This window comes from Cellulomonas sp. PSBB021 (assembly GCF_002240455.1).
GTDB lineage: Bacteria > Actinomycetota > Actinomycetes > Actinomycetales > Cellulomonadaceae > Cellulomonas > Cellulomonas uda.
Genome location: NZ_CP021430.1, coordinates 2,693,507 through 2,719,985, shown reverse-complemented (window position 1 = coordinate 2,719,985; position 26,479 = coordinate 2,693,507). Strand labels below are relative to the sequence as shown.

The 26,479-nt window shown below is 75.2% G+C and carries 28 protein-coding genes and 1 pseudogene; 13 read left to right on the top strand and 16 right to left on the bottom strand.

Annotation, left to right across the window (positions count from 1 at the left end; genetic code table 11):
* Nucleotides 1-33: 33 nt before the first annotated feature.
* Nucleotides 34-420: a YciI family protein gene (locus tag CBP52_RS12575; protein WP_094181237.1), complete on the bottom strand. Its 387-nt coding sequence runs from the start codon at nt 418-420 to the stop codon at nt 34-36.
* A gap of 159 nt (nt 421-579) precedes the next feature.
* Here CBP52_RS12575 and CBP52_RS12570 point away from each other — a divergent pair, with 159 nt between their 5' ends.
* Nucleotides 580-1,002, top strand: a complete 423-nt coding sequence (locus tag CBP52_RS12570) for an NUDIX hydrolase (RefSeq protein ID WP_094182365.1) — start codon at nt 580-582, stop codon at nt 1,000-1,002.
* Between the two features lie 93 nt (nt 1,003-1,095).
* Here the strand turns inward: CBP52_RS12570 and CBP52_RS12565 are convergent, their stop codons facing one another.
* Complete coding sequence (locus CBP52_RS12565; RefSeq protein WP_094182364.1) at nt 1,096-1,908, bottom strand: lipase maturation factor family protein; 813 nt, start codon at nt 1,906-1,908, stop codon at nt 1,096-1,098.
* A gap of 89 nt (nt 1,909-1,997) precedes the next feature.
* Here CBP52_RS12565 and CBP52_RS12560 point away from each other — a divergent pair, with 89 nt between their 5' ends.
* The 5 genes from CBP52_RS12560 to CBP52_RS12540 all read left to right on the top strand — a co-directional run bounded on the left by CBP52_RS12560 (nt 1,998) and on the right by CBP52_RS12540 (nt 8,033).
* Nucleotides 1,998-3,056: a phosphotransferase family protein gene (locus tag CBP52_RS12560; protein ID WP_094181236.1), complete on the top strand. Its 1,059-nt coding sequence runs from the start codon at nt 1,998-2,000 to the stop codon at nt 3,054-3,056.
* A gap of 382 nt (nt 3,057-3,438) precedes the next feature.
* Entirely contained in the window at nt 3,439-4,596 is a 1,158-nt protein-coding gene (locus CBP52_RS12555; RefSeq protein ID WP_094181235.1) for a hypothetical protein, read from the top strand.
* A gap of 182 nt (nt 4,597-4,778) precedes the next feature.
* Nucleotides 4,779-5,462 carry a uridine kinase gene (locus CBP52_RS12550; RefSeq protein WP_198303449.1) on the top strand — a complete coding sequence of 228 codons (684 nt, stop codon included), beginning with the start codon at nt 4,779-4,781 and terminating at the stop codon, nt 5,460-5,462.
* A gap of 38 nt (nt 5,463-5,500) precedes the next feature.
* Nucleotides 5,501-6,712 carry an MFS transporter gene (locus CBP52_RS12545; protein WP_174773790.1) on the top strand — a complete coding sequence of 404 codons (1,212 nt, stop codon included), beginning with the start codon at nt 5,501-5,503 and terminating at the stop codon, nt 6,710-6,712.
* A gap of 64 nt (nt 6,713-6,776) precedes the next feature.
* Complete coding sequence (locus CBP52_RS12540) at nt 6,777-8,033, top strand: APC family permease (RefSeq protein WP_369826226.1); 1,257 nt, start codon at nt 6,777-6,779, stop codon at nt 8,031-8,033.
* Here the strand turns inward: CBP52_RS12540 and CBP52_RS12535 are convergent.
* From CBP52_RS12535 to CBP52_RS12500, 8 genes are all read right to left on the bottom strand, one after another.
* The gene (locus CBP52_RS12535; protein WP_094181233.1) at nt 8,022-9,920 is read right to left on the bottom strand and encodes a heavy metal translocating P-type ATPase; all 1,899 of its coding nucleotides are present in this window, start codon (nt 9,918-9,920) and stop codon (nt 8,022-8,024) included. The two genes, CBP52_RS12540 and CBP52_RS12535, sit on opposite strands and share 12 nt — an antisense overlap.
* A 70-nt stretch (nt 9,921-9,990) precedes the next feature.
* The gene (locus CBP52_RS12530; protein ID WP_094181232.1) at nt 9,991-10,263 is read right to left on the bottom strand and encodes a metal-sensitive transcriptional regulator; all 273 of its coding nucleotides are present in this window, start codon (nt 10,261-10,263) and stop codon (nt 9,991-9,993) included.
* A 22-nt stretch (nt 10,264-10,285) separates the two neighbouring features.
* Entirely contained in the window at nt 10,286-10,417 is a 132-nt protein-coding gene (locus tag CBP52_RS18520; RefSeq protein WP_255407174.1) for a hypothetical protein, read from the bottom strand.
* A gap of 34 nt (nt 10,418-10,451) precedes the next feature.
* A complete protein-coding gene (locus CBP52_RS12525) occupies nt 10,452-12,155 on the bottom strand; it encodes an FAD-dependent oxidoreductase (RefSeq protein ID WP_094181231.1) in 1,704 nt (567 codons plus the stop codon).
* 322 nt (nt 12,156-12,477) lie between these two features.
* Entirely contained in the window at nt 12,478-13,770 is a 1,293-nt protein-coding gene (locus CBP52_RS12515; RefSeq protein ID WP_094181229.1) for a flavin-dependent oxidoreductase, read from the bottom strand.
* A gap of 38 nt (nt 13,771-13,808) precedes the next feature.
* A complete protein-coding gene (locus tag CBP52_RS12510; RefSeq protein WP_094181228.1) occupies nt 13,809-14,273 on the bottom strand; it encodes a DUF3237 family protein in 465 nt (154 codons plus the stop codon).
* A 144-nt stretch (nt 14,274-14,417) separates the two neighbouring features.
* Nucleotides 14,418-15,260 carry a tetratricopeptide repeat protein gene (locus CBP52_RS12505; protein ID WP_157732606.1) on the bottom strand — a complete coding sequence of 281 codons (843 nt, stop codon included), beginning with the start codon at nt 15,258-15,260 and terminating at the stop codon, nt 14,418-14,420.
* Nucleotides 15,261-15,404: 144 nt separating this feature from the next.
* A complete protein-coding gene (locus tag CBP52_RS12500) occupies nt 15,405-16,211 on the bottom strand; it encodes a Nif3-like dinuclear metal center hexameric protein (RefSeq protein ID WP_094182361.1) in 807 nt (268 codons plus the stop codon).
* Nucleotides 16,212-16,302: 91 nt separating this feature from the next.
* Between CBP52_RS12500 and CBP52_RS18590 the strand changes: the two genes are divergently transcribed.
* Nucleotides 16,303-17,265 carry a cold-shock protein gene (locus tag CBP52_RS18590; RefSeq protein WP_094181226.1) on the top strand — a complete coding sequence of 321 codons (963 nt, stop codon included), beginning with the start codon at nt 16,303-16,305 and terminating at the stop codon, nt 17,263-17,265.
* A gap of 8 nt (nt 17,266-17,273) precedes the next feature.
* Here CBP52_RS18590 and CBP52_RS12490 read toward each other — a convergent pair whose 3' ends face one another.
* Nucleotides 17,274-18,251 (bottom strand): DUF5692 family protein, encoded by a 978-nt coding sequence (locus CBP52_RS12490; protein WP_094182360.1) that lies wholly within the window; start codon nt 18,249-18,251, stop codon nt 17,274-17,276.
* 203 nt (nt 18,252-18,454) lie between these two features.
* Here CBP52_RS12490 and CBP52_RS12485 point away from each other — a divergent pair, with 203 nt between their 5' ends.
* On the top strand, nt 18,455-19,129 hold the full coding sequence (locus tag CBP52_RS12485) for a TetR/AcrR family transcriptional regulator (RefSeq protein ID WP_232514476.1): 675 nt from the start codon (nt 18,455-18,457) through the stop codon (nt 19,127-19,129).
* 55 nt (nt 19,130-19,184) lie between these two features.
* Here the strand turns inward: CBP52_RS12485 and CBP52_RS12480 are convergent.
* From CBP52_RS12480 to CBP52_RS12470, 3 genes and pseudogenes are all read right to left on the bottom strand, one after another.
* A pseudogene (locus CBP52_RS12480) lies at nt 19,185-19,376 on the bottom strand (AAA family ATPase); the annotation flags it as partial.
* 18 nt (nt 19,377-19,394) lie between these two features.
* Nucleotides 19,395-20,060, bottom strand: coding sequence for an SDR family oxidoreductase (locus CBP52_RS12475; protein WP_094181225.1), 666 nt, complete (start codon nt 20,058-20,060; stop codon nt 19,395-19,397).
* A 53-nt stretch (nt 20,061-20,113) separates the two neighbouring features.
* Nucleotides 20,114-20,632, bottom strand: a complete 519-nt coding sequence (locus tag CBP52_RS12470) for an AAA family ATPase (protein ID WP_094181224.1) — start codon at nt 20,630-20,632, stop codon at nt 20,114-20,116.
* A gap of 67 nt (nt 20,633-20,699) precedes the next feature.
* On the opposite strand from CBP52_RS12470, the gene CBP52_RS12465 reads away from it, so the two are divergent.
* Complete coding sequence (locus CBP52_RS12465; protein ID WP_094181223.1) at nt 20,700-21,077, top strand: HNH endonuclease; 378 nt, start codon at nt 20,700-20,702, stop codon at nt 21,075-21,077.
* Here the strand turns inward: CBP52_RS12465 and CBP52_RS12460 are convergent, their stop codons facing one another.
* Complete coding sequence (locus tag CBP52_RS12460) at nt 21,078-21,554, bottom strand: GNAT family N-acetyltransferase (protein ID WP_094181222.1); 477 nt, start codon at nt 21,552-21,554, stop codon at nt 21,078-21,080.
* A gap of 82 nt (nt 21,555-21,636) precedes the next feature.
* Here CBP52_RS12460 and CBP52_RS12455 point away from each other — a divergent pair, with 82 nt between their 5' ends.
* The 3 genes from CBP52_RS12455 (at nt 21,637) to CBP52_RS12445 (ending at nt 25,268) form a co-directional block, all read left to right on the top strand.
* Nucleotides 21,637-22,737 (top strand): LacI family DNA-binding transcriptional regulator, encoded by a 1,101-nt coding sequence (locus tag CBP52_RS12455; protein ID WP_157732605.1) that lies wholly within the window; start codon nt 21,637-21,639, stop codon nt 22,735-22,737.
* Between the two features lie 117 nt (nt 22,738-22,854).
* Nucleotides 22,855-24,339 carry a cellulose binding domain-containing protein gene (locus tag CBP52_RS18285; protein WP_232514475.1) on the top strand — a complete coding sequence of 495 codons (1,485 nt, stop codon included), beginning with the start codon at nt 22,855-22,857 and terminating at the stop codon, nt 24,337-24,339.
* Between the two features lie 218 nt (nt 24,340-24,557).
* On the top strand, nt 24,558-25,268 hold the full coding sequence (locus CBP52_RS12445) for a VOC family protein (RefSeq protein WP_369826225.1): 711 nt from the start codon (nt 24,558-24,560) through the stop codon (nt 25,266-25,268).
* A gap of 12 nt (nt 25,269-25,280) precedes the next feature.
* Here the strand turns inward: CBP52_RS12445 and CBP52_RS12440 are convergent, their stop codons facing one another.
* Nucleotides 25,281-25,847 (bottom strand): hypothetical protein, encoded by a 567-nt coding sequence (locus CBP52_RS12440; protein WP_157732604.1) that lies wholly within the window; start codon nt 25,845-25,847, stop codon nt 25,281-25,283.
* Nucleotides 25,848-26,025: 178 nt separating this feature from the next.
* Here CBP52_RS12440 and CBP52_RS12435 point away from each other — a divergent pair, with 178 nt between their 5' ends.
* Entirely contained in the window at nt 26,026-26,433 is a 408-nt protein-coding gene (locus CBP52_RS12435) for a molybdopterin-binding protein (protein WP_094181218.1), read from the top strand.
* The last annotated feature ends 46 nt before the right edge of the window (nt 26,434-26,479 follow it).

Sequence of the window (26,479 nt, the reverse complement as noted above, 5' to 3'; positions counted from 1 at the left end):
GGGCGCGGGTGACCGCCGCCTCGACCTCGGGCGTCACGACCCGAGCAGGTCCTTGATCGACTCCTCGGTCTGGAACGGGCGGACCTCGACCTTGCCGCGGCACGCCTTCGAGCCCTCGGCCGCGAGGCGCAGCGCCACGTCCAGGTCCGGCGCGTCGACGATCCAGAACCCGCCGATGTGCTCCGTCGACTCGAGGTACGGGCCGTCGGTGATCACCGGCTGGTCGCCCTGGCCGTCGACGACGGTGGCCGTCGTCGCCTCGGCGAGACCGTCGGCGTAGACGAAGTAGCCCTCGGCGACGAGCTTGTCGTTGAACGCGCCGGTGTCGGCGAACGCCTCGAGCATCGCCTCCTTGGACGCGTAGTTGCCGTACGGGGTGCGCTCGGCGGGGCCGAACACGGACAGCAGGTACTTGGGCATCTCGGGTCTCCTCGGTGCACGGGTGGTCCCACGACGCGGTCCGGATGACCGCCTCGCACCTTCCCGACGAACGGGCCTGACGGAATTCGACACCAGATTCGACACCCGCAGGGAGGAGCTTCGCGACCCGGCCACGACGACGCGGCTAGCGTGGCAGGCGTGCAGCAGCGGGTGGGGGCGTACGCGGTGGTCGTCGACGGCGGACAGGTGCTGCTCGCGCACTGGGCGTCGCGCGGCATCTGGACCGTGCCGGGCGGCGGCATCGACCCCGGCGAGGACCCGCGGGACGCCGCGGTGCGCGAGGTGGCCGAGGAGACGGGCTACGACGTCGCGCTCGACGCGCTGCTCGGCGTCGACTCCGAGGTCGTGCCGTCCGTGCGCGCCGGTGCGCCGGACTGGCACGCGTTGCGCGTCGTGTACCGCGCGCACGTCACGGGCGGCGCGCTGCGCGACGAGGTCGACGGCTCGACCGACCGCGCCGCCTGGTTCCCGCTGGACGCGGTTGCGGACCTGCCCCGCCACGGCTTCGTCGACGAGGCCCTGCACCTCGCGGGCCTGCTGGGCGACGCGCGGTCCCGGTGAGGTCGTGAGTTCCTCGGTCAGTCGTGCAGATGACTGCACGACCTGGCGAGAAACTCACGACTTGCCGAGGGACGCGCGACCCGCGGGGCCGGGTCAGCGCAGGGAGCGCACCGCCGCCGGGTCCAGCGCGTCCGTCAGCAGGCCCTGGTCCTCGCGCAGCCAGCGGTGACCGGTCGCGCGCCGTTGCAAGCGCGTGGCGAACCGGTAGCCGTACAGGTGGGCTCGCACGAACCGCGGCCGGGCACCGTCGAACGGGTCGACGCGCAGCAGCCGCAGCGTCGCGGGGTCCGCCTCGAGCAGACGGCCCAGGAACGGCACGAACCAGCGCAGCTGCGCCGAGGACCCGAGCCCCAGGAACCACATGCCCCAGTCGAGGCGCAGGTGGTACGGCGCGACCTGGCGCGGCAGCCGCCGCACGTCACCCGGCTTCCCGTGGAGCTGGTACTCCCGCCAGGTCGCGTGGGCGGGGTCGTCGTCGGACGTCCCCTCGACGACGACCTCGGTGCGTCGCCGCGTGATGCTGCCGAACGCGCCGTACGTGTTGACCAGGTGGAACACGTTGAACGACGCGTTCATCACCTGGTGCTTCGAGACGAGGTTCCGCGCCGGGTGCCGGCTGAGCACCACGCACACGGCGGTCACGACGAGCGCGACGACGACGAACCAGCCCGGCGCTGACGTGGACGCGGCCTCGACCCGGACGCCCAGCAGCCACGACCACGTGCGATCGTCGACCGCCGCGCACGCCAGCACGATCGTCAGCCAGTTCAGCCACGCGAAGTTCCCCGACAGCACCAGCCACAGCTGCGTCACGACGACCACGCACGCCGCGACGCCGTGCTGCACCACCGCGCGGCCCACCGTGTACTGCTCGGCCGCGAACCACGGCACGTCCACCCAGCCCATGCCCGACCCGTCCCCGCTCGACCAGCCCGTCACCGCCAGCCGACCACGCCTGCCCGCGACCCGCCACCCGCCTCCGGTACGTTCGCCGCGTGAGTCTCGATCCCGACACCGTCGACACCGACACCGTCGACACTGACACCGTCGACACTGACACCGACACCGTCGACGGCGACACCCTGCGCCGCCTGGCGGCGGTCCTCACGGACGTCGGCGAGCTCGCGGGCGCGACGCGCCTGACGGGCGGCTTCTTCGCGACCACCTACCGGGCGCGGCTGACCGACGGGCGGTCCGTCGTGGTGAAGACGGCCCCGGCGGACGAGTCGCGCCTGCTCACCTACGAGGCCGACCTGCTGCGCGCGGAGGCCCTGGTCTACGGCGTCGGCGCCGACCGGCCCGACCTGCTGCTGCCGAGCGTGGTGACCACCGACTTCTCCCGGAGCGTGTTCCCCGGTGACGTGGTCGTGGCCTCGTGGCTCCCCGGCGTGCCGTGGGACCGCGCCGGCTTCGGCGCCCCGGGCGACGATCCGCGCGCCGCCCGCGCCCAGCGCGAGCTCGGTGCGCTGATGGCACGATTCCACCGCGTCGCAGGGCCGCGGTTCGGGTACCTGGTGGACGCCTCGGGGCTCGTCGGCGACACGTGGCCGCAGGCGTTCGGCCGCATGGTCGACGCGCTGCTCGCCGACGCCGTGCGGTGGGGCGTCGACGTGCCGGACCAGCGGGTCCGGGCCGCGGTCGCCGCGCACCAGGACGCGTTGGCGCAGGTGACGAGCCCGGTGCTCGTGCACCACGACCTGTGGCCGGGGAACCTGTTCGCCGACCCCGGGACGGGCGAGCTGCTCGGCGTGATCGACCCCGAGCGCGCGCTGTGGGGCGACCCGCTGCTCGACCTGCTCGGCGCGGACCAGGCCGGCAGCGACGCCCTCCCGGCCGGCCTGCTCGCCGGGTATGCCGAGCAAGCCGGGGCGCCGCTGGACGTCGGCTCACCGGGCGCCGTCACCCGGCTCGGCCTCTACCGGGTGCTGTGGAGCCTGATCTGGATCATCGAGGCCGCACCGCGCGGGTACGACGCCGAGTTCGCCACCTGGTACGTCGGCACCGCCCGCACCCACCTGGACGCCGCGCTCGCCCGGCTCGTCCCCGCGAGCTGAGCCGTCCCAGGGACGTCGTCGAGCCCCACGACGCGGTCCACACCCGCCGCCCGCGCCGTTGACCAGCACGCGTCGCTGAGGTGCACGGACGTCGCCGCCACCCGCACGAGCACCTGACCCGGTGCTGGGCGTGGGCGGGCACCTCCGCGACGCGCTGGACCTCCGGACCGCCGGTCGTAGACCACGGCCTTCATCGCCGGGCTCCTCGAGTCGCGGCGGGTTCGCGGGCCGGCGTCGGGGCGGGCCCGGCCGCGGCGTCCTGCGGGACGGGTGAACCTCGGGTCTCACCCGCGCCGCTCCTTGTCGCGCCGCGGCCCGGACCCTAGAACGGACGAACCGGACGTCGCAGGGTGCGGCGTCGCAGGTCCCAGGGGGTTGCCCGATGACCGCACGACTTCGTCCTGCCCTGACCGCGGCGGCGCTCGCCGCCGCGCTCGCACTGACCGCCGTGCCCGCGAGCGCGGCGCCCGGGCGCCCGTGCCCGCCGCCCACGTGGAAGGCCGTCGAGCTCGGCACGCTCGGTGGCGAGCGCACCACACCGACCGCCGTCAACGACAGGGGCCAGGTGGTCGGCCGCTCGCAGGTCGCCGACGGCCGGTGGCACGCGTTCCTGTGGGTGAACGGCGTGATGACCGACCTGACGCCCGACGCGCAGGACAGCACCGCGACGGACATCTCCGACCGCGGCCACGTCAGCGGCTGGGTGCAGCCGCAGCCGGGCGAGGACTCGGACGCGTTCGTCTGGCGCCGCGGCACCACGACCGTGGTGGCCGAGGGCGCCTACGGCACGGTCGTCAACGAGCGCGGGCAGGTCGGTGGCGTCGTCGCGAAGCCCGAGACGTGGTCGGAGAACCCGTTCGTGTGGACCGCGGGCACGCGCGTCGACCTGCCGCCCCCGCCGTTCCCGGGCGCGCGTTCGGTCGCGTCGATCAAGGACCTCAACGACAAGGGCGTGGTGCTGGGCGACGGCGAGTACGACGACGACTCCGACCTGGCGTACGTGTGGTCGAAGGGCACGTTCACCGAGCTGCGCGACGACGGCGCCGTGCTGCGCGGCGTCGACCTCAGCAACCGCGGCCGGGTCGCGGGGTCGGTCGGGCTCGGCGGCGGGCTGCGCGAGGCGGCGCTGTGGCGCGGCGGCGGGATCGTCCGGCTCGGCGCGCTGCCCGGGACCGCGTCGTCGCAGGCGTACGCGCTGAACGACAAGGACGTGGTGGTCGGCGTGAGCGCGGCGGCGCCGGGGCAGCGGGGGACCGGGTTCGTGTGGCGTGCGGGGGTGCTCACACCGGTCACGACGAGCGGGTGGAGCGTCGCGACCGACGTGAACGAGCGTGGCCAGGTGGCCGGTGCGCTCGGTTCGACGAGCGCCGACCTCACGCAGCCGTTCGTCTGGCAGGGCGGGCACCTCCAGCGGCTCGGGAGGCCGACGTCCGACGACGTGGACGTGGTCGACCTCAGCGACAAGGGCCACGTGCTCACGGTCACGGGCGACTTCCTCGCCGAGCGCGGCGTCCTCTGGACCCCGACACCCGCCCGCTGACCCGCAGCACCCCGCCGACCACGTCCCCACCCGCCCCGGTCCCCCCGCCCCCCTCGCCGAGTGCGCACGTCCCGACCCGAGTGCGCACGCCGGGCATGCGCACTCGCGCACGACCGTGCGCACTCGGCGGCGAAGGGGGAGGGGTGGGGGGAGGGGCGGGGGCGGGGGGCAGGATGGGCGGCGTGGTGACGGGTGGGCGGGGCGACGTGCTCGAGGGCGTGCTGGGCGACGTGCTCGATGGCGTGCTCGACGGCGTGCTCGACGGCGTGCCGGTGGGTGGGCGCGCGCTCGTCGCGGTCGACGGGCGGGGCGCGAGCGGGAAGAGCACGTTCGCCGCGCTGCTCGCCGCACGCGCCCGCCCGCGGCCCGTCGTGCTGCTGCACGTCGACGACTTCTTCCACCCCCCGCACGTCCGGCACGCGCGCGGACGGATGTCGCCCGAGGGCTTCTGGCTCGACACGTACGACTACGGCGCGCTCGTCGCGACCGCGCTCGAACCGCTGACGCGCGCCGGCTCGGGGTCGTTCCGGCGCACGTCCTCGACCCCGCCCGACGGCGCCGAACGGGCGCCCGACGACGCGCTCGTCGTCGTGGAGGGCACGTTCCTGCTGCGTGACGAGCTCGTGCGGTTCTGGGACGTGGCGGTCTTCCTCGACGTGCCGCAGGACGAGGCCGAGCGCCGGATGCGGGCGCGCGGCCGGCTCGACGAGGCGCTCGCGGACCAGCTGCTGGCGCGGTACGACGGTGCGCAGCGGCTGTACTTCGCGCACGCGCGCCCCTGGGAGCGCGCCACGCTCGTCGTCGACACCACGGACCCGACCGCGCCGGTCGTCGTCGACGCGGGGCAGGCGCACGCGGCACGCTGACGAGCACCGCGGGGGTGGGCGCGGTCTACCGTCCTGGTGTGACGACGGATGCGGCGGCGCGGTCCGCGGCCTGGCGCGTGGTGCTGGGCCTCGGCGTGGTGTCGCTCGCCGCGGACATGGTCTACGAGGGCGCGCGGTCCGTCACCGGACCGCTGCTCGCGTCGCTCGGCGTGCCGATGGTCGTCGCGGGCCTGGTCACCGGGCTCGGTGAGGCGGTCGCCCTGGTGCTGCGGCTGCCGTTCGGCGCGCGGGCGGACCGGGCGGGACGGTACTGGCCGACGACGATCGCCGGGTACGGGCTGACGGCGGTCGGCGTGCCGCTGCTCGCGCTCACCCCGGTGCTCGCGTCGGGCGGGGCCGCCGTGGCGTGCGTGCTGCTGCTGCTCGAGCGGTTCGGCAAGGCCGTGCGCAGCCCGTCGAAGTCGGTGCTGCTGGCGCGTGCCGCCGAGCACGTCGGGATGGGCCGCGGGTTCGGCGTGCACAAGGCGCTGGACCAGGTCGGTGCGTTCGTCGGGCCGTTGCTCGTCGCGGCCGTGCTCGCCACGACCGGGTCGCTCGTCCCGTCGCTGGCCGTCCTCGCGGTGCCGGGGGCGCTGGCGATGGTGCTGCTGCTCGTCATGCGCCGCCTCGCCCCCGACGACGAGCCGCCGGCCGACGAGCTCCCGCACGCGGCCGCCGGACCGCGCGGGTGGCTCGCACCCGCACGGGACCTGCCGCGTGAGTTCTGGGTGTTCGCCGCGGGCGCGGCCGCGGTCGGTGCGGGCCTGGCCACGTTCGCCGTCATCTCCTACCACCTCGTCGACGACGCGCTGCTGCGACCCGCGGCCGTGCCCGTCGTCTACGCCGGCGCGATGGCCGCCGCGGCCGTGGGGGCGCTCGTCGTCGGTGCGTTGCACGACAGGCTCGGACCGCGCGTCGTCCTCGTCGTGCCCCTGCTCGTCGCCGCCGTCCCGCCGCTCGCGTTCGGCGCGACGCTGCCCGCCGTGCTCGTGGGCGTGGCGGTGTGGGGGCTCGCGGGCGGGATCCTCGACTCGACCGTCAAGGCGCGCGTCGCCGAGCTCGTCCAGCCCGGCCGCCGGGGCACGGCCTACGGCTGGTTCGCCGCGGTACAGGGTGTCGCCGCCGTGGTCGGCGGCGGGCTCGCGGGCGCGTTGGCGGCGGACGCGCTCGGCGTGCTCGTGGCGGTGGTCGCCGGGCTCCAGGCGGTCGCGTTCGCCCTGCTGGCGGGCGCCGACCGCCGGGTACCCTGACCGCATGCCGGGATCCGCGGACCACCGACCCGGCGAGCCGCATTCCGCGCGTGACGAGGGCCCGGTGAGCGGTGCGCAGCCCGCGCTCGCGCGGCGGCTGGGCACGGGCGACGCGGTGGTCGTCGGGCTCGGGTCGATGATCGGCGCGGGCGTGTTCGCGGCGTTCGCACCCGCCGCGCGCGCCGCGGGGTCGGCGCTCCTCGTCGGGCTGCTCGTCGCGGCGGTCGTCGCGTACGCCAACGCGACCGCCTCCGCACAGCTCGCGGCGCAGTACCCCACGTCGGGCGGCACGTACGTGTACGGCCGGGAGCGGCTCGGCCCGTGGTGGGGGTTCCTCGCCGGGTGGGGCTTCGTCATCGGGAAGACCGCGTCGTGCGCCGCGATGGCGCTCACGTTCGCCGCGTACGTCGCGCCGAGCGCGCAGCGGCCGGTCGCGGCGGCCGCGGTGCTGCTCCTGACGGCCGTGAGCTACCGGGGGGTCACGCGCACCGCACGGCTCGCTCGCGTCGTGGTGGCCGTGGTGCTCGTGGCGCTGACCGCGGTGGTCGTAGCGACGCTCGTCGGCGGCGACCCCGACTGGTCGCGCGTGGAGCCGTGGGGTGGGGCGAGCGGCGGCTGGTACGGGACGGTGCAGTCCGCGGGGCTGCTGTTCTTCGCGTTCGCGGGGTACGCGCGGGTCGCGACGCTCGGCGAGGAGGTGCGCGACCCGGCCCGGACCATCCCCCGGGCGATCCAGCTCGCGCTCGCGATCACGCTCGTCGTGTACGCGACCGTCGCGGTGACGCTGCTGGCGACGTTGGGTGCCGACGGGACCGCAGCCTCGTCGGCGCCGGTGGCCGACGCCGCGGCGACCAGCGGGTGGGCGTGGACCGGTCCCGTCGTCCGCGTCGCGGGGGCGGCCGCGTCGCTCGGCGCGCTGCTCGCGCTCGTCGCGGGGGTGGGGCGCACGGGCCTGGCGATGGCGCGCGAGGGTGACCTGCCGCGCTGGCTGGCCGCCGTGCACCCGCGCTACCGCGTGCCGCACCGGGCGGAGGTCGCGCTCGCGGTGGTGGTGTGCGCGCTGGTGCTGACCGTGGACCTGCGCGGGGCGATCGGGTTCTCGTCGTTCGGGGTGCTGCTGTACTACCTCGTGGCGAACCTGGCCGCGTGGACGCAGCCGCGCGAGCACCGCCGGTTCCCGCGCGCGTGGCAGGTGGTCGGCGCGGTCGGCTGCACGGTGCTCGTCGTGACGCTCCCCGCGACGGCGGTGCTGGTCGGGGCGGCCGTGCTGGTCGTGGGCGTCGTGTGGCGGGCTGCGCGACGACGCGCGTCACGCGCCTGAGCGCACCCGCTCGTCCTCGCGCGGCGGCACGGGGGACGGCCCGGCCCCCGCGACCGCGGTCCGCTCGGCCCGGCTGGGCCGGACCGCGAGCAGCGCCCACAGGATCGTCGCGAGGTCCACGACCTCCTGCAGCCACGCGCCGGCCAGCGCCGGCAGCCGCCCGGCGGCCGCGACGAGCATGAGCCCCACCGACATGACGAGGCCGATCCCGATCGACTGCCACGCGACGCGCAGCGTGCGCTGCCCCACCTGCACGGCACGTGCGGCGCGCGACAGGTCGTCGACCATGACGACGACGTCGGCGGACTCCGAGGCCGCGCTCGAGCCGCGCGCGCCCATCGCGATCCCCACGTCCGCGGACGCGAGCACGGGGGCGTCGTTCACGCCGTCGCCGATCATGAGCACGGGGCGCAGCGGTGCCGTGCGGATCGCGGTGACCTTGTCCTGCGGCAGGAGCGCCGCTCGCACGTCGTCCACGCCGGCCTGCGCGGCGATGCGCCGGGCGACCGGCTCGCTGTCCCCGGTGAGCATCATGGTGGTGCGCACGCCCGCCCGGTGCAGGGCGGCGATCGTGCCCGCGGCCTCGGGGCGCAGCTCGTCGGCCAGCGTGAGGTGACCGGCCGGCCGGCCGTCCACCGCGACGTGCACCCCCGTGCCGGCGCCGGGCTCGCTCGGCGTCGCCCCCGTCTCGTGCGCGACGAACCGCGCGCTGCCGACGACGACGACACGCCCGTCCACCGTCCCGCGCACCCCGTGCGCGGGCACCTCGAGCACGTCGTCGGCGGCCGGGACCGCGCGCCCGGTGGCGCGAGCGTGCTCGACGACGGCCTGCGCGAGCGGGTGGCTCGAGTACTGCTCGACGGCCGCGGCGAGCAGCAGCAGCTCCTGCGGTGCGACGCCGTCGGCGTGCACGTCCGTCACGCGCGGCTGCCCGAACGTGAGCGTGCCGGTCTTGTCGAACGCGGCCGTCCGGGCGCGCGCGAGCTGCTCGAGCGTCCCGCTGGACTTCACGATGACGCCCGCGCGGGCGGCGCGTGACATGCCGCCGAGGAACGCGACGGGTGCCGCGATGATCAGCGGGCACGGCGTCGCCACGACGAGGACCTCGGCGATGCGGGCGGGCTCGCCGGACACGAGCCACGCGGCGACCGCGAGGCCGAGCGCGAAGAGCGTGAACGGCACCGCCACGCGGTCCGCGAGCCGGACGAACGGCGCCTTGGAGTCCTGCGCCTCACGGACGAGGGCGACGATGCGCTGGTACTGCGAGTCGGCCGCGAGCGCCGTGGCGCGCAGGTCGAGCGCCTCGCCGCCGTTGACCGCACCCGAGAGCAGCTCGTCGCCTTGCACGTGGTCGACGGGCAGCGACTCACCCGTCAGTGACGACTCGTCGAGCGTCGCGCGGTCCGACTCCAGCACGCCGTCGACGGGCACGACCTCGAACGGCCGCACGACGAGCACGTCACCCACCGCGACCTCGTCGACCGGCACCTCGGTGACCGAGCCGTCGGCGTCCTTGCGGCGTGCGGTGCGGGGCGCGTTCTGCAGCAGACCCGTGAGCTCGCGGCGCGCGCGGCCGGCCGCGTAGTCCTCGAGCGCCTCGCCGCCGCTGAGCATGAGGCACACGACGAGCGCGGCCCAGTACTCGCCGACCGCCACGGTCGAGACGATCGCCGTGACGGCGAGCAGGTCCACGCCGTACCGGCCCGCGCGCAGGTCGGCGACCATGCCCCGCGCCTGGATCCCCGCGACGACGAGAGCGAACGCGGACACGACCACCTGCGCGGCACCGGGCAGCCCGGCGGCCTCGAGCACACCGCCGACCGACCCGACCACGAGGGTGGCGAGCACGACGGGGTAGGCGACCAGGCGCCCGAGGACGGTGCGCATGATCCACTTGTACGCCCGACGCGCCGGTCCCGGCCACGTTGGACAGGCTCGCCTGACCTCGCGCGGGCGGTCAGGCGAGCGAGAGGAACAGCTTCTCGAGCTTCGCGACGTCCAGGGTGGGCGCCTCGTCGGCGTCGTCGGGCTGCGTGAGGCACTGCCGCATGCCGGACGCGATGATCGCGAAGCCGGCGCGGTCGAGCGCACGCGACACGGCCGACAGCTGCGTGACGACGTCCTCGCAGCCCTTGCCTTCGTCGAGCATGCGGATGACGGCGGCGAGCTGGCCCTGCGCGCGCTTGAGCCGGTTGCTGACCTTGGTCATCTCGGTGGGGTCGAGGTCCACGGTTCCTCCTGGGTCGGGGGTGTCAGGCGCGGGAGGTCGCCTGGCACGTGCACTGCTGATCCTGGGGCACGCCGGCCATGACGTCGTCGACGTGCATGCCGCAGCCGGTCCAGGTGACCTTGCCGCAGCGGGGGCACAGAGCGGGGCTGCACATGGTGGTACTCCTTCAGGGGGTCGGGTTCAGGGGGTCAGCGGGTGGGGGTGAGGTCGGGGCGGGCGGTCGTCAGGCTGATCCAGCCGCCGGACAGGTTGCTCGCGTCGAACCCCGACTGCACCAGGACGCGCGTCGCGATGTTCGAGCGGACGCCGCTCGCGCAGTGCACGGCCACGTGCCGGCCCGCGGCCGCCTCACGCACCTCGTCGAGCCGCTCGCGCAGCTCGGTGTGCGGGATGTTGAGCGCGTCCGCGAGGTGACCGCGCGCGAACTCGGCGCGCGAGCGCACGTCGAGCACGAGGCTGGAGGCGAGCACGTCGTCCAGCTCGGTGGGGTGCCACTGCGGCAGGGTGCCGTCGAGCACGTTCTGCGCGACGAACCCGAGCATGTTGACCGGGTCCTTCGCGGAGCCGTAGGGCGGCGCGTACGCGAGCTCGAGCTCGGCGAGGTCGTCGGCGGTCATGCCGGCGCGCAGCGCGGTCGCGAGCACGTCGATGCGCTTGTCGACGCCGTCACGGCCGACGGCCTGGGCCCCGAGGAGCCGCCCGTCGGGTGCGAAGCTCGCGACGACGTGCACCTGCTCGGCACCCGGGAAGTACCCGGCGTGGTGCCCGGCGTGCGTGCGGACCACCTCGTGCGGGATGCCCGCGCGCTGCAGCGTCGCCTGGCTCGCGCCCGTCACCGCGGCCGTGAGCCCGAACACGCGCACGATCGCGGTGCCGAGCACGGACGCCTGCGGCGTGGTGCGGTGGCTGAGCATCGAGTCGGCCGCGCGGCGGCCCTGGCGGTTCGCGGGGCCCGCGAGCGGCACGGGGCCGGTCAGGCCGGTGACCGCCTGGACCACCTCGACCGCGTCGCCGACCGCCCAGATGTGCGGGTCGGAGGTGCGCTGGTCGTGGTCCACGCGGATGCCGCCGCGCTCCCCGAGCTCGAGGCCGGCCTCGCGGGCGAGGGCGCTCGCGGGGCGCACGCCGACGTTCACGACGACGAGGTCGGCCGGCAACCGCGTGCCGTCGGACAGCGTGACGAGCGCGGAGCCGTCGTCGGCGGACGCGACGGCGCTCGCGGACACGCCGAGGTGCAGCGCGACGCCGTGCGTGCGCAGCTCGTCGGCGAGCAGGGGCGCGAGCTCGGCGTCCAGGGGCGGGAGCACGTGGTCGGCGAGCTCGACGAGCGCGACGTCCAGGCCGCGCCCGGCGAGCGCCTCGACGGCCTCGAGGCCGATGAACCCGGCGCCGACGACGACCGCGCGGCGCGGCCCGTCGGCGGGCAGCCGGTCGACGCTCGCGATGATCGCGTCGAGGTCCGGGACGGTGCGCAGCTGGTGAACGGCGGGGTGGTCGAGGCCCTCGACGGGCGGGCGGACGGCGACCGCGCCGGGCGCGAGCAGGAGCGCGTCGTACGGGAGGTCGTACGTGCCGTCGGCGGTCTCGACGGTCACGGTGCGTGCCGCGCGGTCGATCGCGGTGGCGCGGCTGCCGGTGCGCACGTCGAGCGCGAGCGCGGCGCGCAGCGACTGCGGCGTGTGCAGGAGCAGGGAGTCGCGGTCCTCGATCTCGCCGGACAGGTGGTAGGGCAGCCCGCAGTTGGCGAACGAGACGTACTGCGACTGCTCGAGGACGACGATCGAGGCGGACTCGTCGAGGCGGCGGGCGCGGGCGGCTGCGCTCATGCCGCCGGCCACCCCGCCGACGACGACGATGCGTCGGGGCGTGCTGGGTGCGTCAGTGGGGGACATGGCTCCACTATACCCCCGGGGGTATCCAGTCACGCAAGCGTGCAGGTCCCGCTCGCTCCCACCGTCTCACTGCGCGGCCGGGTCGTAGTAGTCGTCGTCGTCCGCCGGGTCGTGCTGCGGCCGTCCGCGCGGCGGAGCCCCACCCGTAGGTCACGTGCGTCGCGACGGCCCGCAGGCGCGCGGCCTCGTCGTCCGGGAGCGCGACGAAGTGGAACGGCGCCGGCCCGCGCCACCAGATGACCTCACCGCCGAACCGCAGCTCCACCCGTCGAGCATGACAGCGACCACCGACGCGGCCACCCCACGCCGGTCCCGCACGCCCTCAGCCGGCGACGACCGCGCGGGCTCCGGGCGGGATCGTCGGCGGGGCGGCGTTGAGCCGGTCGACCGCGAAGCCCGCGGCGGCCTTGTACCCGGCCATGAACGCCGCGCGCTCGGCCTCCGGGACCACGTCGTCGATGTCGTCGAACTGCCCGCCGCAGCGCTGGTCGACCAGGTCCAGCAGCCCGAACGGCCCGTCGCCGCGGTTGCGCAGCACCAGCTCGGACACCGGCCCGCACAGCTCGGCGTCGAACGCCCCCAGCGCCTCGACGCTCACGCCGTGGCGCAGCATCGCGGCGCCCAGCAGGCGCGCGTCCATGATCGCCTGGCTCGCGCCGTTGGACCCCGTCGGGTACATCGCGTGGGCCGCGTCGCCGACCAGCAGCACGGGCCCGTCCTGCCAGGTCGGCACCGGGTCACGGTCGATCATCGGGTTCTCGTAGGCGACCTCGGCGCGGCGCAGCAGGTCCGGCACGTCGAGCCAGTCGTAGCGCCAGTCGTCGAAGTGGTGCGCGAAGTCCGCGACGTCCACCGCCCGGAACCAGCCGGTGCCCTGCCAGTCGTGCGCGGCGTCCACCCGGAGCTCGGCGATCCAGTTGACCGTCGCGAGCCCGGTCGCGGGGTCCGGCGGGGAGATCGGGTAGAGCACCACGCGGTGCCGCGCGGACCCGAGCCCGACGAACGACGAGCCCGTGCGCACCGGCGGGGCCTGCGTCGTCCCGCGCCACATGATCGTGCCGCCCCAGTGGATCGGCGGCTGGTCGGGGTGCATCTGCGCACGCACCGCCGAGTGGATGCCGTCGGCGCCGACGAGCAGCGTCCCCTCCTCACGGAACGCGGTGCCGTCCGCGCGCGTCCCGAGCGCCGCGACCGTCCCGTCCGCGTTCTTCTCGTAGCCCGTGACGCGGTGCCCGAGCCGGACCGCGTCCGCGCCCGCGCGCTCCCGCAGGGTGTCCGCGAGCAGGAGCTGCAGCCGGCCGCGGTGCAGCGCGTACTGCGGCCAGCGGTAGCCGGCGGGCAGACCGCGGGGCTCGCTGTGGATGTCGTGACCGTTGCGCCCGACGAGCGCCCACTCGCGCACGCCCACGCCGATCGTGCCGAGCGCGTCCGTCCCGATGCCCAGGTCACCGAGCTCGCGCACCGCGTTGGGCTGCAGGTTGATCCCCACACCCAGCGGCGCGAGCTCGCGTGCGCCCTCGAGCACCGTGAACGGCACGCCGAGCTGGTGCAGCGTCAGCCCCACGGCGAGCCCGCCGATGCCGCCGCCGCAGACGAGCACCCGCGGTCCCGTCACTGCCGTCCCCACTCCAGCCGTCCCCACTCCAGCCGTCCTCACTCCACGCTGTACAGGTCGACCTGTACGCGGCCGCCGTCGCGCGCACCTGTGCCGACGAACACCATCCGGTTGAGCCACCGGTAGTCCGGGTGGCCGCTCTCGAGCCGCGCGACCGAGCGCATCGAGTACTGCTCGGGCGGCGTCGGCTCACCCGCCGCCAGGCGCGCGATGACCTCCGGCGGGCCGTGCCGCGTGCCTTGGTTGACGATCTCGACGAGCGCGCCGTCGTCGGTGCGGAACGCGTACCGCGCGTCGAGCTCCGCGACACCGTCGGGGCCGACCGTCTGCCAGTCCGCGCCGACGTCGAGGATCGTCCCGCTGATCCGCCCGGTCACCCGGCCGCCGACGACCGGCACGACACGGCGCTGCCCGGTCCGGCCGCCGCCGAGGTCGAGAACGGGCGCGAGCTCGACCTCGAGCGTGCAGAACGGCCGCACCACCGGCGGTGGCAGCACCAGCACGTCGACCTCCCGTCGTCGGGTGCCCGCACCCTACCGGCGACACGTGGCCCGCAGGACGAGCGGTCCGACGTGACCATCACCGATGTCACTATCACCGATGTCCCTATCACCGATGTCACTATCACCAGTGACAGTCGGACCCCGTCAGCCCGCGCGACGGACGGCCGAGAGCAGGGAGTCCGCTGCCGACGGGCGGCCCGCGAGCGCCGCGGCGGCCCGGACGTCGCCGTCCGACAGGCCGTGCTCCCGCACGACGCCGATCGCCTCGTGCACGCCGTCGCCGTCGCCGTGGGCCAGGAGCGTCAGGTACCAGCGGACGGCGGAGGTGGGGTCGGGCCGGCCGCCGAACCCCTCGCGGTACCAGTCGGCGGCGGCGCGCATCGAGCCGGCGTGCCCGCGCTCGGCGGCCCACACGTACCAGCGCAGCGCGGCCTCGTCCTGGTCCCGCTCGGAGAGCCGGTCGCCCAGCCGCGCGCCCGCGCGCTCGACGCCGAGCCCCGCGGCGAGGGCGAGCAGCATGTCGCCCTCGCGCTGCGGCACGGAGCCGGCGAGGTTGAGCAGGGCGATCGGGTCGCCCTGGTCGGCGGCGCGACGCGTCCACCGTGTGCCGGCGTCCTCGTCGCGCTCGACGCCCTGGCCCTCGCACAGCAGGAACCCCCAGATCCGCTGCCCGAGCGGGTCCCCGCCCTCGGCGGCGACGCGGGCGTAGTCCGCCGCCGCGGGCAGGTCGCCGATGAACTCGGCGACCATGAGCGCCAGGACGCCGGCCGCGGCGGCGTCGCCCGCGTCCGCGCGGTCGTCGAGGTGCGAGGCCGCGTGCTCGAGGCCCGCGCTCACGTCCGCACCGTGCCGCCCGCCGGCCTCGAGCCACGCGCGGGCGGCTGCGGTCCAGTGGCCTGCGCGTGCGGCGGTGTCGGCCCGGCGCAGGAGCTCGTCGAGCGTGGGCGGGTGCGGGGCGTCCTGCGGCGGCGTGAGGAGGGGGTCCACCCGGCCGACACTAGGGCAAATCGGACAGATGTCCATGACGGTGCGCGGTGCGGCACCCGGTCGGCGGTCACCCGGCGGCGGGATGGTGCGGTGCTCACCGACCGCCGCACGCGCCACGAGGCGAGCTCCTGACCCGCTACCCGCCTACGCGCCGACGGTCCGGAACGGGTCGGCGGCGGCGACGAGCTCCACGGGCAGCTCGGGCACCAGCCCGGCGAGCCAGCGCGCGGCCTCGGCCATGCCCTCCTGCTCGGACGGCACGTGCCCGACGACGACGACACCCGCGCACACCCCGGCGGTCACGGCGTCGGCCGCGTACTCGCCGGTCTCCCACTCGTGCCCCTCGCCGATCACCAGCACGTCGACGTCCGGCCGCGCGAGCAGGTGCCGGTTGCGCGCGAACCCGACGAACCCCGGCTGCAGCCCCACGACGGACACGGGCGCCCCGGGGTCACCCACGTACCGCAGCGCGCGCGCCCCGAGCGACCGTGCGACGTGCGCGGCGAGCACGCCGAGCGTCGTCGTCGGCAGGTCGTACACGCCGGGCTCGTCGGGCCGCGCGGCGTCCAGCCAGCCCAGCGCACGCGCGGTACCGGTGAGGATGCCGTCGGGGCGCCGGTCGTGCCACGCGTCGTGCGCGCGCAGCACGACGAGCCCGTGCTCGGCGACGAACGCGGCCTTCGCGGCGTGCACGGGGTCGCGCTCGGCGGCGAGGACCTCGTCGGACGCGCCCTGGTGGTCGAAGTACAGAGGCTCGTGCGACACGACCAGGTCGAGCCCTCGCGCGGCCGCGCGCTGCAGGACGTCGAACGTCGCCATCATCGTGACCGCGACTCCCCGCACCTCGGCGTCCGGATCGCCGGCGAGGAAGCCGTCCACCGTGCTCGGCCGGGGCGCCGCGCCCACGTCCGCACTCATCCGCTGCGCCACCTGCCGTGCCGTCGTCGCCACGGCGGCCACCCTAACGAGCGCGCGTGGCTCGCGTCGCGCGCGCGGCGGGGGACACTGGAGGGAGCAACCCACCTTCCGACGAGGAGACGACGTGCCCCAGGGAACTGTCCGATGGTTCGACGCCGAGCGAGGGTTCGGCTTCCTGGCGCTGGGTGACGACGCGCCGGACCTGTTCGTGCACGCGTCCGAGGTACTGGGCGACGAGCGTGTGCTCCGCGAGGGGCAGGAGGTCGAGTTCGAGCTCGGCGAGGGGGACCGCGGCCCGCAGGCGCGGCGCGTGCGTGTCACCGGCGACGTCGCGGCGGACGCCCCGCTCGGGCGGCTCGGCACGGTCTCCTGGTACGAGCCCGCGAAGGGCTACGGCTTCCTGACGCCCGACGAGGGCGGCGCGGAGATCTTCGTGCACTCCTCCGCGATCGTCGGCGGCGGGGTCGTCCACGAGGGCCAGCGGGTCGCGTTCCTCGTCGTGCCCGGTGAGCGTGGCCCGCAGGCGGACCACCTGCTGCCGCTGGGCCCGTCGGCCGGTGGTGGCGGCGGGGAGGACGACGGCGCGAACGGCACCGTGACCTGGTACGACCCCGACAAGGGCTTCGGCTTCGCGACCGCCGACTCCGGCGGCGACGTGTTCGTCCACGCGTCCGCGCTGCTCGGCGGGGTGCGCGAGCTGGCCGAGGGCGACCGGATCGCGTTCGACGTGGTCGAGGGGGACCGCGGGCTGCAGGCGCGCGACGTCGAGCTCGTCGGCGGCCGTCCCCGGCGCCCCGCCCCGCGTCCGGCCGGCCGCGGCCGCCCCGACTCGCACCGTTCCGACTCGCACCGTTCCGACTCGCACCGCGGCTCGGGGGCGCCCGCGCGCGGCGGCGAGGGCGTCGTCGCGCGGTACGACGCCGACCGCGGCTTCGGCTTCATCCGGCCCGACTCGGGCGGTGACGACCTGTTCGTGCACGTCTCCGTCGTGCGCGGCGGCGAGGTGCTGGCCGAGGGCGACCGCGTGCGCTACCAGGTGCGCCAGAGCGACCGCGGCCCCCAGGCGGACCGCGTCGAGCTGGTCTGACCCGACGGTCAGGCGTGCACCGGCGTCGGGGTGGGCCCGACGGCCGGGACGCCGACCGCAGCGGTGGTCGGCGCGTTCGCCTCGACGACCTCGCGGTACTGCGGCAGGTGCGTGAACAGCTCCTCGCGCAGCGGGTTGCGCCGGCGGGTCACGATCACGCGCACCTGGTAGACGGCGACGGCCACGTTCACGACGAGCGACAGCGCGGACACGACGAACAGCGCGGTGGTGTCGTGCGACGACGCGACGGCGAACGACGACGACGAGACGAACGTCGGGACCGCCATCGTGAACATCATCCACAGCGCGAGCGTGTGCGCACGGTGCTGGAGCCAGGCGCCCTTCTTGATGAAGAACGCGGGGATGGTGCAGGAGATGAGCAGCGCGGCACCCGCGTAGAACGCGTGGTCACCCACGCAGTTGTAGACGTACGCGAAGTTCCACAGGTCGTACGCGACGATCCAGAACCACATCATGTCCGGCCAGATCATGTCCTTGGACCGGTCACGCGAGACGAAGATCCCCATCCACCCGCAGATGGTCAGGGCGTTGAGGATGCCCGCGACGCCGTTCATGTAGTTCCACACGCCGCCGACCATGAAGACGCCGTCGTGCATGCCCTGCAGGCCCGCGACCTGGAAGTCACGGATCACGGCCTCGCCGATGTTGACCGCGAGGATCAGCGCGGGGAACAGCAGCATCCAGCGGTTCTTGGACAGCTTGTCGACGTACCGCAGCAGCATGAACCCGAGGCACCCGGCGAGCGCCGAGTACACCTTGACCCAGTGGAACCACGTGCCGGTCGAGGACCCCTCGCCGGCGGTCGAGGGCCACACGAACACCGTCAGGACGAGCGGCAGGGCGACGAAGAACGCGATGCCTGCCCACTTCCAGCGGCGCGTGACCTCGTTGAGGGCGATCAGAGCGCCCAGGACGACGAACCACATCACCCAGGACTGCCAGGGGATGGACTCGAACAGGAACACCACGGCCTCCTCTGCACGGCCCGCGGCCGGTCGGCCCCGGGGGACGTGGGAAACGTAGGCACGCACCGCGGCGGCGGTCACTGGACACCGGGCGCGGTCTGTCCAGACGGGGGCGCTCGGCGGCGTCGTCGGGCCGCGGTCCGGGGCGTCCGGGGGGACCTTGGGCCCACGGGAAACGCGCGTCGGCGGTCGTTGCACAGGACGTGACCCTCGACGCGACCCTCGACGTGACTCTCGACGCGACCCTGGACCGCTCCGTCGACGCGGGGCCGGACCTCGCCCTCGACCCGCCCCGCGACGAGCGCCGCCCCGACGCCCGGGTCGCGCTCGCCGCCGCCCTCAAGGAGCGCCTGCGGACGCAGCCGCTGGCCCGCGTCACGGTCACGCAGCTCGTCCGCGACCGCGGCCTGACGCGCCAGGCGTTCTACTACCACTTCCACGACGTGCAGGACCTGGCGGCGTGGGTGTTCGAGACCGAGGTCGCGCAGCTCGTGCACGCGGAGGCGCGCCACGACTCGTGGGCCGACGGGCTCGTGCGGCTCCTGGCGTACCTGCGCGCGAACCGCACGTCGACCGAGGCGGTGCTCGACGGCCTCGGCCGTGCCCGGCTCGCGGACTTCCTGTTCCGGCAGATGCGGCCCGTCACCGACGCCGTGGTGCGTGAGGTCGGCGGCGGCGGGCCGGCCCAGGCGGCGGACCACGCGCTCGTCGTGGACTTCTACACCTCGGCCGTCGTGGCGGTCGTGCTGCGGTGGGTCGTGGACGGCATGGTCGACGACCCGTACCGCCTGGTCGGTGACGTCGAGCTGATCCTGCACAGCTCGGTGCGCGAGTCCGTCGAGCGGCTCGACGCGCGGGCCCGCCCCCGAGCGCGGTGACCGCGGCCCACGCCGCGAGCTCGTCGCGGCTCCACAGCCCGAAGTCGAGCACCACGTCGACGCCCAGGGCGAGGGCGCGCAGTGCGACCGCGACCAGCCGCCCCTCGATGACCGCCGTCGCGGCGCGCGGGTTCTCGTCGCCGAACAGCGCCTTGACCCACTCGTCCTTCGTCAGCCGCAGCGCGCCGCACCCGGCCTCGAGACGCCGTGCCCCGGTCGTCTTGCCCGTCCCCGGCAGGCCGACCATGAGGTGCAGCGTCGCCATCTAGAACCGGGCCGAGAACGCGCCGTCGGACTGCAGGAGCTGGCCCGAGACCCAGCGGCCCTCCGGCGAGACCAGGAACGCGACGACCGCCGCGATGTCCGTCGGCGTGCCGAGGCGCCCGAGCGGGTGCGCCGCGGTGAGCGCCGCGCGCGTCTCGTCGTCCATCCAGCCGGTGTCGACGGGTCCGGGGTTCAGGACGTTCGCCGAGATGCCGCGCGGTCCGAGCTCGCGGGCGGCGGAGATGACGATCCGGTCGAGCGCGCCCTTCGACGCGCCGTACGGCAGGTTCCCGGTGGTGTGGTCGCTGGTCAGCGCGACGACCACGCCGCCGTCGTCCGGTGCCTGCCGCGCGAACGCCGCGATGAGCAGCAGGCTCGCGCGCGCGTTGACCGCGACGTGCAGGTCGAAGCTCTCCGCGGTCGTGTCGAGGATCCCGGTGTTCACGTCGTGCGCGTGGCTCAGGACGAGTGCGGTGACGGGTCCGTGGTCGCGCGTCACGGCGGCGAGCAGCTCGTCGGGGCCGGTGGGCGTCGACAGGTCGCACGGGTAGTCGGCGTCGGCGAGGTCGCTGGTGACGACCGTCCACCCGTCGGCGCGCAGGCGCGGCACGATTCCCGCGGCGATGCTGTTCGCGCGCGCGGCGCCGGTCACGAGAGCGAGAGGCATGGGTCGATGCTCTCGCATCTCGCCGGGCCCTGCCGGGTCCGTTCGGCGGGCGGTCAGGGCAGCGCGGCGACGACCTGCGCGGCGACCTCGGCGGCCGTGCGGTCGGTGGTGTCGACGACCTGCGCGTCGGCATGCAGCCACGTGTGCGCGGCGCGGGCGTACGCGTCGACGTACGCGAGGCGGAAGGGGGAGGGGCCGAGGACGGTGTCGCCCAGGATCCGCGCCCGCAGCGTGTCCGGCTCGGCGTGCAGGACCAGGTGCCGCACGGGGATGCCGTGCGCCGCGAGGCCGCCGCTGATCTCGCGCCAGTACTCCTCGACGAGCACGGTCATGGGCATGACCAGCGTCCCGCCGACGAAGTCCAGGACGTGCCGGGCGGTCTCGACGACGAGCGGTCGCCACGGCGCCCAGTCCTGGAAGTTGCCGGTCGGCGGGAGCGCGGGCCGCACGTCCATGAGCGTCTCGCCGACCTTCTCCGCGTCGAGGACGTGCGAGCCGGGGAGCAGCTCCTGCACGAGCGCGGCGGTGGTCGTCTTGCCCACGCCGTGGGTGCCGTTCAACCAGACGATCATGAGGCGTGACCGTACAGGTCGGAGCGTCGCGGCCGGCCCCCGCCCGGCCGGTGCCTACGCTCGGCCCATGGCCACGCCCACGCGTCGCGCGCGGTACGCCCGCCGCCGGGCGCGCCGGCTCTCGCTCGTCGACAACGACCTCACGACGGCGCAGTGGGACGCGCTGCTCGCCGCGTGGGGCGGGTGCGCGTACTGCGGGGCAGCGGACCGCTCGCTGCAGCGTGACTGCGTCCTGCCGATCTCCCGGGGCGGCCGGTACACGGTCGAGAACGTGGTGCCGGCGTGCGGGCCGTGCAACGCGAGCAAGTGCAACGCCGAGGTCGTGTCGTGGCTGCGCCGCAAGAAGCTCGACGAGCGGGCGTTCCTGCTGCGGCACGCGGAGCTCGTGCTCGCCCTGCGTGCGGCGGCTTCCGACGCTGCGGGGGCCGCGCCGGTCGCACCCTGATCAGGCGCGCGGCGCCATGTCGTACGTGACCCACGGGGTCGCGGTCGCGTGCGTGTCGTACACCGCGCGGGCGGTCGTGTTGTCGGTCGCGGTGATCCACCGAACGACGGTCGCGCCGCGTTGCGCGGCGAGCGCCGCGGCGGCCTCGAGCAGCGCGCCGCCAGCCCCGGTGCGCCGGGCCGACGGGTCGGTGAACAGGTCGTCGAGGTAAAGGCCCATGGTGCCGGTGGTCGGGCGCGCGAACGTGCGCAGGTTGGCCAGGCCGAGCAGCGTGCCGTCCGGTGCCGTCGCGACGAGCCCGGTCATCCCGTGCTGCTCGCCGAGCACCCAGCTCCACGCGGTCGCGACGACGCCGGGCTCCGCGGGCATCGCGTAGAACTCGCGGTACGCGGCGTACAGGCGTGCCCACTGCGGTGCGTCGTCGGCCGTGACCCGGCGGACGGTCGGTGCGGGGCGGGCGGTCTCGTCGCTGCTCATGGGCGACAGCGTGGTCCAGACCGGGGCGCCCCGGTTCGCGCGACCGCCACCTGGACGACGAGCCGGCGGTCAGCCCGGCGCCGTGGCCCGGGCGGCGGCCCGCAGCCGCCGCGGGCCGGTCGGCGGTACGTTCTCGTCGACCCGTACCTCGTCGGACCCGCGCCAGGAGGCCACGATCGCCATCACGCTGCGGGACGTGGCCGAGCTGGCCGGCGTCTCGATCAAGACGGTCTCCGAGGTGGTCAACCGCACCGGCCGGGTGGCGCCCGCGACGACCGCGCGCGTCGAGGAGGCCGTGGCACGGCTCGGGTACCGGCCCAACCTGAGCGCGCGACGGCTGCGCTCGGGGCGGGCGGGGGCGATCGGGCTCGTGGTGCCCGAGCTCGGCACGTCCGGGTACTTCGCGGAGCTCGCCGAGCTCGTGGTGTCGCAGGCGGCCCGCCGCGGGATGGCCGTGCTCATCGAGGAGACCGAGGGCGTGCGCGAGCGTGAGCGTGAGGCACTGCTCGGTCCCCGGCGCTCGCAGCTCGACGGCATGCTGCTCAACGCGCTGCGCCTCACGGACGACGACCTGCCCGACGTCCCCGACGGCTTCCCCGTGGTGCTCCTGGGGGAGCGTCAGGTGGGCGGCTTCGACCGCGTCGCGTTCGACAACGCGGCCGCGGCGCGGCTCGCGACCGCGCACCTGCTCGACGCCGGCGCGCGCCGGATCCTCGTGGTCGGTGGCGACCCCGCGGTGAGCGACAGCGCGACGCAGCGGCTCGCGGGCCACCGGGCCGCGCTCGAGGCGGCGGGCCGGCCGGCCGCGGGTGCGATGCACGTGGTCACGACGCAGTGGGACCACGAGAGCGGGCTGGCCGCGGTGGCCAGGGCGCTCGCGGCGGGCACGGACTTCGACGCGGTGCTCGGCCTCAACGACGCCCTCGCGATCGGCGCGGTGCGTGGGCTGCTCGACGCGGGTCGTCGGACCCCGCAGGACGTGCTGGTCGCGGGGATCGACGGTCTGCACACCACGGGCTTCACCACGCCGCGCCTCACGACCGTCGACGCGCGGCGCCCGGACATCGTCGCGCGCGCGCTCGCGCTGCTCCTGGCGCGCATCGCGGGCGGCGACGACGAGGGCGGCCTCGTCGAGCTCGAGCCCGCGCTCGTCGTGCGGGAGAGCACCACCCGCACCTCTTAAGGGTTTAGGCCGGCGTCCGCCCCCTGGTGGCGCGTCGCCCCGGGCCGTCACCATGAGCCCGATCACAACGTTTACCTCCGGGCTGTGGGCCCGACCCCGACCTCGATGGAGACAGTCATGGTGCACACGTCACGGCGCCGCGCCGGGGCCTGGCTGACGTCGGCGCTCGTCGCGCTCGGCGCGCTCGGCCTCGGCGCCGCGAGCGCGCAGTCCGCCACCGCCGCCACGTCCGCGGCCGACGACGGCACGTTCGTCGGCGTCTTCCGGGAGACCAGGCCGCTCACGGCGATCGTCGACGGGTACCAGGCCGACACGGGCCTCGGGCTCGCGTCCGCGCTGTGGTTCGAGGCGTGGAGCAACAAGCGGGCGTTCCCCGTCCAGGAGGCCAAGGACCTGTGGGCGCGCGGCGTCCTGCCGCACTGGACGTGGGAGCCGTGGGACCCGTCGCTCGGCGTCAGCGCCCCCGGCCAGATCACGCTGCAGGACATCGTCGACGGCGACTGGGACTCCTACATCCGCGCGCGCGGCGCCGAGCTCGCGTCCGTCGGGTCGCCCGTGATGGTGCGCTGGGGCCACGAGTTCAACGGGAACTGGTACCCCTGGTCGACGAGCGTCAACGGCGCCTCCGGCGCGCTCTACGTCCAGGCGTACCGGCACGTGCACGACCTCGTGGTCGCGCAGGGTGCGACGAACGTGCAGTGGATCTGGGCGTTCAACAACTCCTCGACGGGCACCGACGCCGCGAGCATGCCGGCGGGCGCCTACCCGGGGGACGAGTACGTCGACTGGGTCGGCATCGACGGCTACAACTGGGGCTTCGACCCGACGTGGGACCCGGGCGTGAACCACTGGACGACGTTCGACCAGACCATCGGCGACGCCTACCGCACCGCGCTGCGCATCGCGCCGTCCAAGCCGATCGCGGTCTCCGAGTACGCCAGTGCGCAGGAGGGCGGGGACAAGGCCGAGTGGTTCCGCGCGATGTTCGCGGACCTCGACGCGGGCCGCTACCCCGGCATCCGGCTCATCACGTACTTCGACACGGTCAAGGAGAAGCCGTGGGCGATCACGTCGTCCGCGTCCGCGCTGCAGGCCTGGGTGGCGGGCGCGTCGAAGCCGGGCTTCCGCGGCACGGGCGCGCAGCTCGCGGCGATCGCGGGTGACCCGACGCCCACGCCCACCCCGACCCCCACCCCGACTCCGACGCCGACCCCCACCCCGACTCCCACGCCGACCCCGACCCCCACGCCGACGCCCACGCCCACCCCGACGCCCCCGCCGGCCCGCGGCTGCACCGTGCGGTACACGACCAACGACTGGCCGGGCGGGTTCACGGCGTCGGTCCGCATCACCAACACCTCGAGCGCGAGCCTGTCGGCCTGGTCGCTCGGGTTCACGTTCCCCGGTGACCAGCGCGTCACCAACGGCTGGTCCGGCACGTACGGCCAGGCCGGCCAGGCCGTCACGGTCACCCACGCACCGTGGAACGGCACGATCCCCGCGGGTGCCTCGACGGAGATCGGCTTCAACGGCTCGTTCACCGGCGCGAACCCGAGACCCGCGGGCTTCACGCTGAACGGCACGCCGTGCGAGGTCGGCTGACCCGACGAGCGCCCCGGCAGGCCGCCTGAGCTCAGCCCACGAGGTGGCCCGGGCGACCGGGGGGACGACGAGGCCGCGCTCGTCGTCCCCCCGGTCGCGTCTTGGCCGGACCGCTCGCCGGGGTCATGGGCGGACCCTGGACGGGCCGGTTCGCCCGGCCGTAGCGTCGGGCAGGTCGACGACGATCGGGCGACCACCGATGGGGGCTGACGATGGACATGCTCTTCGACGACGAGATCGCGGCGGCGCGGCCGCCCGACTGGCGCAAGCTCGCCCAGGCCCTGCACGCCCGCTACCTCGTGGGTGACCTGCGCGCGGCGGCGCGGTTCCTCGCGGCGGTCGCCGAGCTGGACGGCGAGCTGGACGGCACGGTGGGCACTCACCTGACGGCGACGCTCGGTCCGGGGCGGGTCGACCTGAGGCTCGTCAGCCCGGACGCGATCTACCGCGACGAGGGCGTCGAGCACGTCGTCGAGTACGTGACGCGCCAGGACCTCGACCTGGCGGGGCGGATCTCGCAGGTCGCCGCCGAGCACGGGCTCGTGGCGGACCCGGCGTCGGTCGTCGCGGTCGAGCTCGGCCTCGACACCGCACGGTCCGGGGTCGTCGCGCCGGTGTGGGCTGCGGTGCTCACGGGCGACGCGGACTCCCAGGGCCGCGGCTCGCCGAGCGACGAGGTCCGCGACGGGACGGGCCGGGTGCCGAACCTGTGGTTCGGCGACCTCGACGCCGCGGACCCGCCCGCGCAGCGTCTGCACGTCGAGGTGTACGTCGCGCCCGAGGCGGCGCAGCAGCGGGTCGACGCCGCGCTCGCCGCGGGTGGCACGCTCGTCGCGGCCGGCAACCCGCCCGCGCTCACGGTGATCGCCGACCCGGAGGGCAACCGGGTCACGCTGTGCGTCGCCGAACCGGCGGCGCCGGGCTCCTGACGCGGCGAGGGGTCAGGGGAGGTCGTCCGTGAAGGGACGGCCCGCGTTGGTCACCGCGCGCTTGATGATGGTCTTCTGCGACGGGAGCAGGTCGAGCACGGGCACGAGGTGCGTGAAGTCGTGCGCGGGGTTCCCGGAGTTCTGCGTGCCCGTGAACGCGAGCTTCTTGCCGCCGCCGTCGCCGGGGACGCCGTTGGCGTTGAGCACCGCCGGGTCACGGTAGGGGAACGTCTCGACGACCCCGCCCAGGCGGGTCTGGATCCACCAGTGCTCCCACGAGATGTTCGTCTGGCGCTCGTGCATCCCGATGAACCACCGGCTCGGCGTGCCGGGCGGCAGGACCGTGAAACCCGACCCCTGGACCATCAGCTCCATCATCGCCCGTTGTGCGTCGCGCTCGCGGTGCGGGCTCGCGCCCGTCATGAACCGGGTGACGATCCCCTGGAGCACGCCCGCCTGGTTGTCGAGCCAGCCGCGCATGCCGACGTCGTCCGTCGCCGCGTCGCGCGCCTGCGTGTGCGGGAGCGGGACCCCGTACAGGGGCGGGTAGTTGGTGCGCAGGCCCAGGTACGTCCACATGAAGGTCTCGGTCCCCGGGTTGCGTGCGTCGAACCCCTGGGTGGCCCAGGAGCTCGGAGCGGTGCTCGGGAATCGGAGGCGCAGATGCGGCTTCACACTCCCGTCAGACCCGCATCTTCGGATATCCTGCGTACGTCACGACGACGAAGGGGGTCCGATGGGGGCGGGACGGCGTCACGTGCCGACGTTCCGGATCCGGGAGGCGGCGGACCTCCTGGGGGTGAGCGACGACACCGTGCGCCGCTGGGCGGACAGCGGCCGCATCGCGACGACCACCGACGCGTCCGGGCGGGCCGCGGTCGACGGCGCGGAGCTCGCACGGTTCGCGCAGGAGCTCGCACGGGAGGCTGCGCCCCCGCCGGGAGACCTGAGCGCCGCGTCCGTCCGCAACCGGTTCACCGGGCTCGTCACGCGCGTCGTCAAGGACACCGTGATGGCGCAGGTGGAGATCCAGGTGGGCCCGCACCGGGTCGTCTCCCTGCTGAGCCGGGAGGCGGTCGACGAGCTCGGGCTCGAGCCGGGCGTGCTGGCGGTTGCCGCGGTCAAGGCGACGAACGTGTCCGTCGAGATCCCGCGCTCGCGATGAGACGACCGGCTCGGCCCCGGTCGCCGCGCGTCCGCCCGGTCACGGC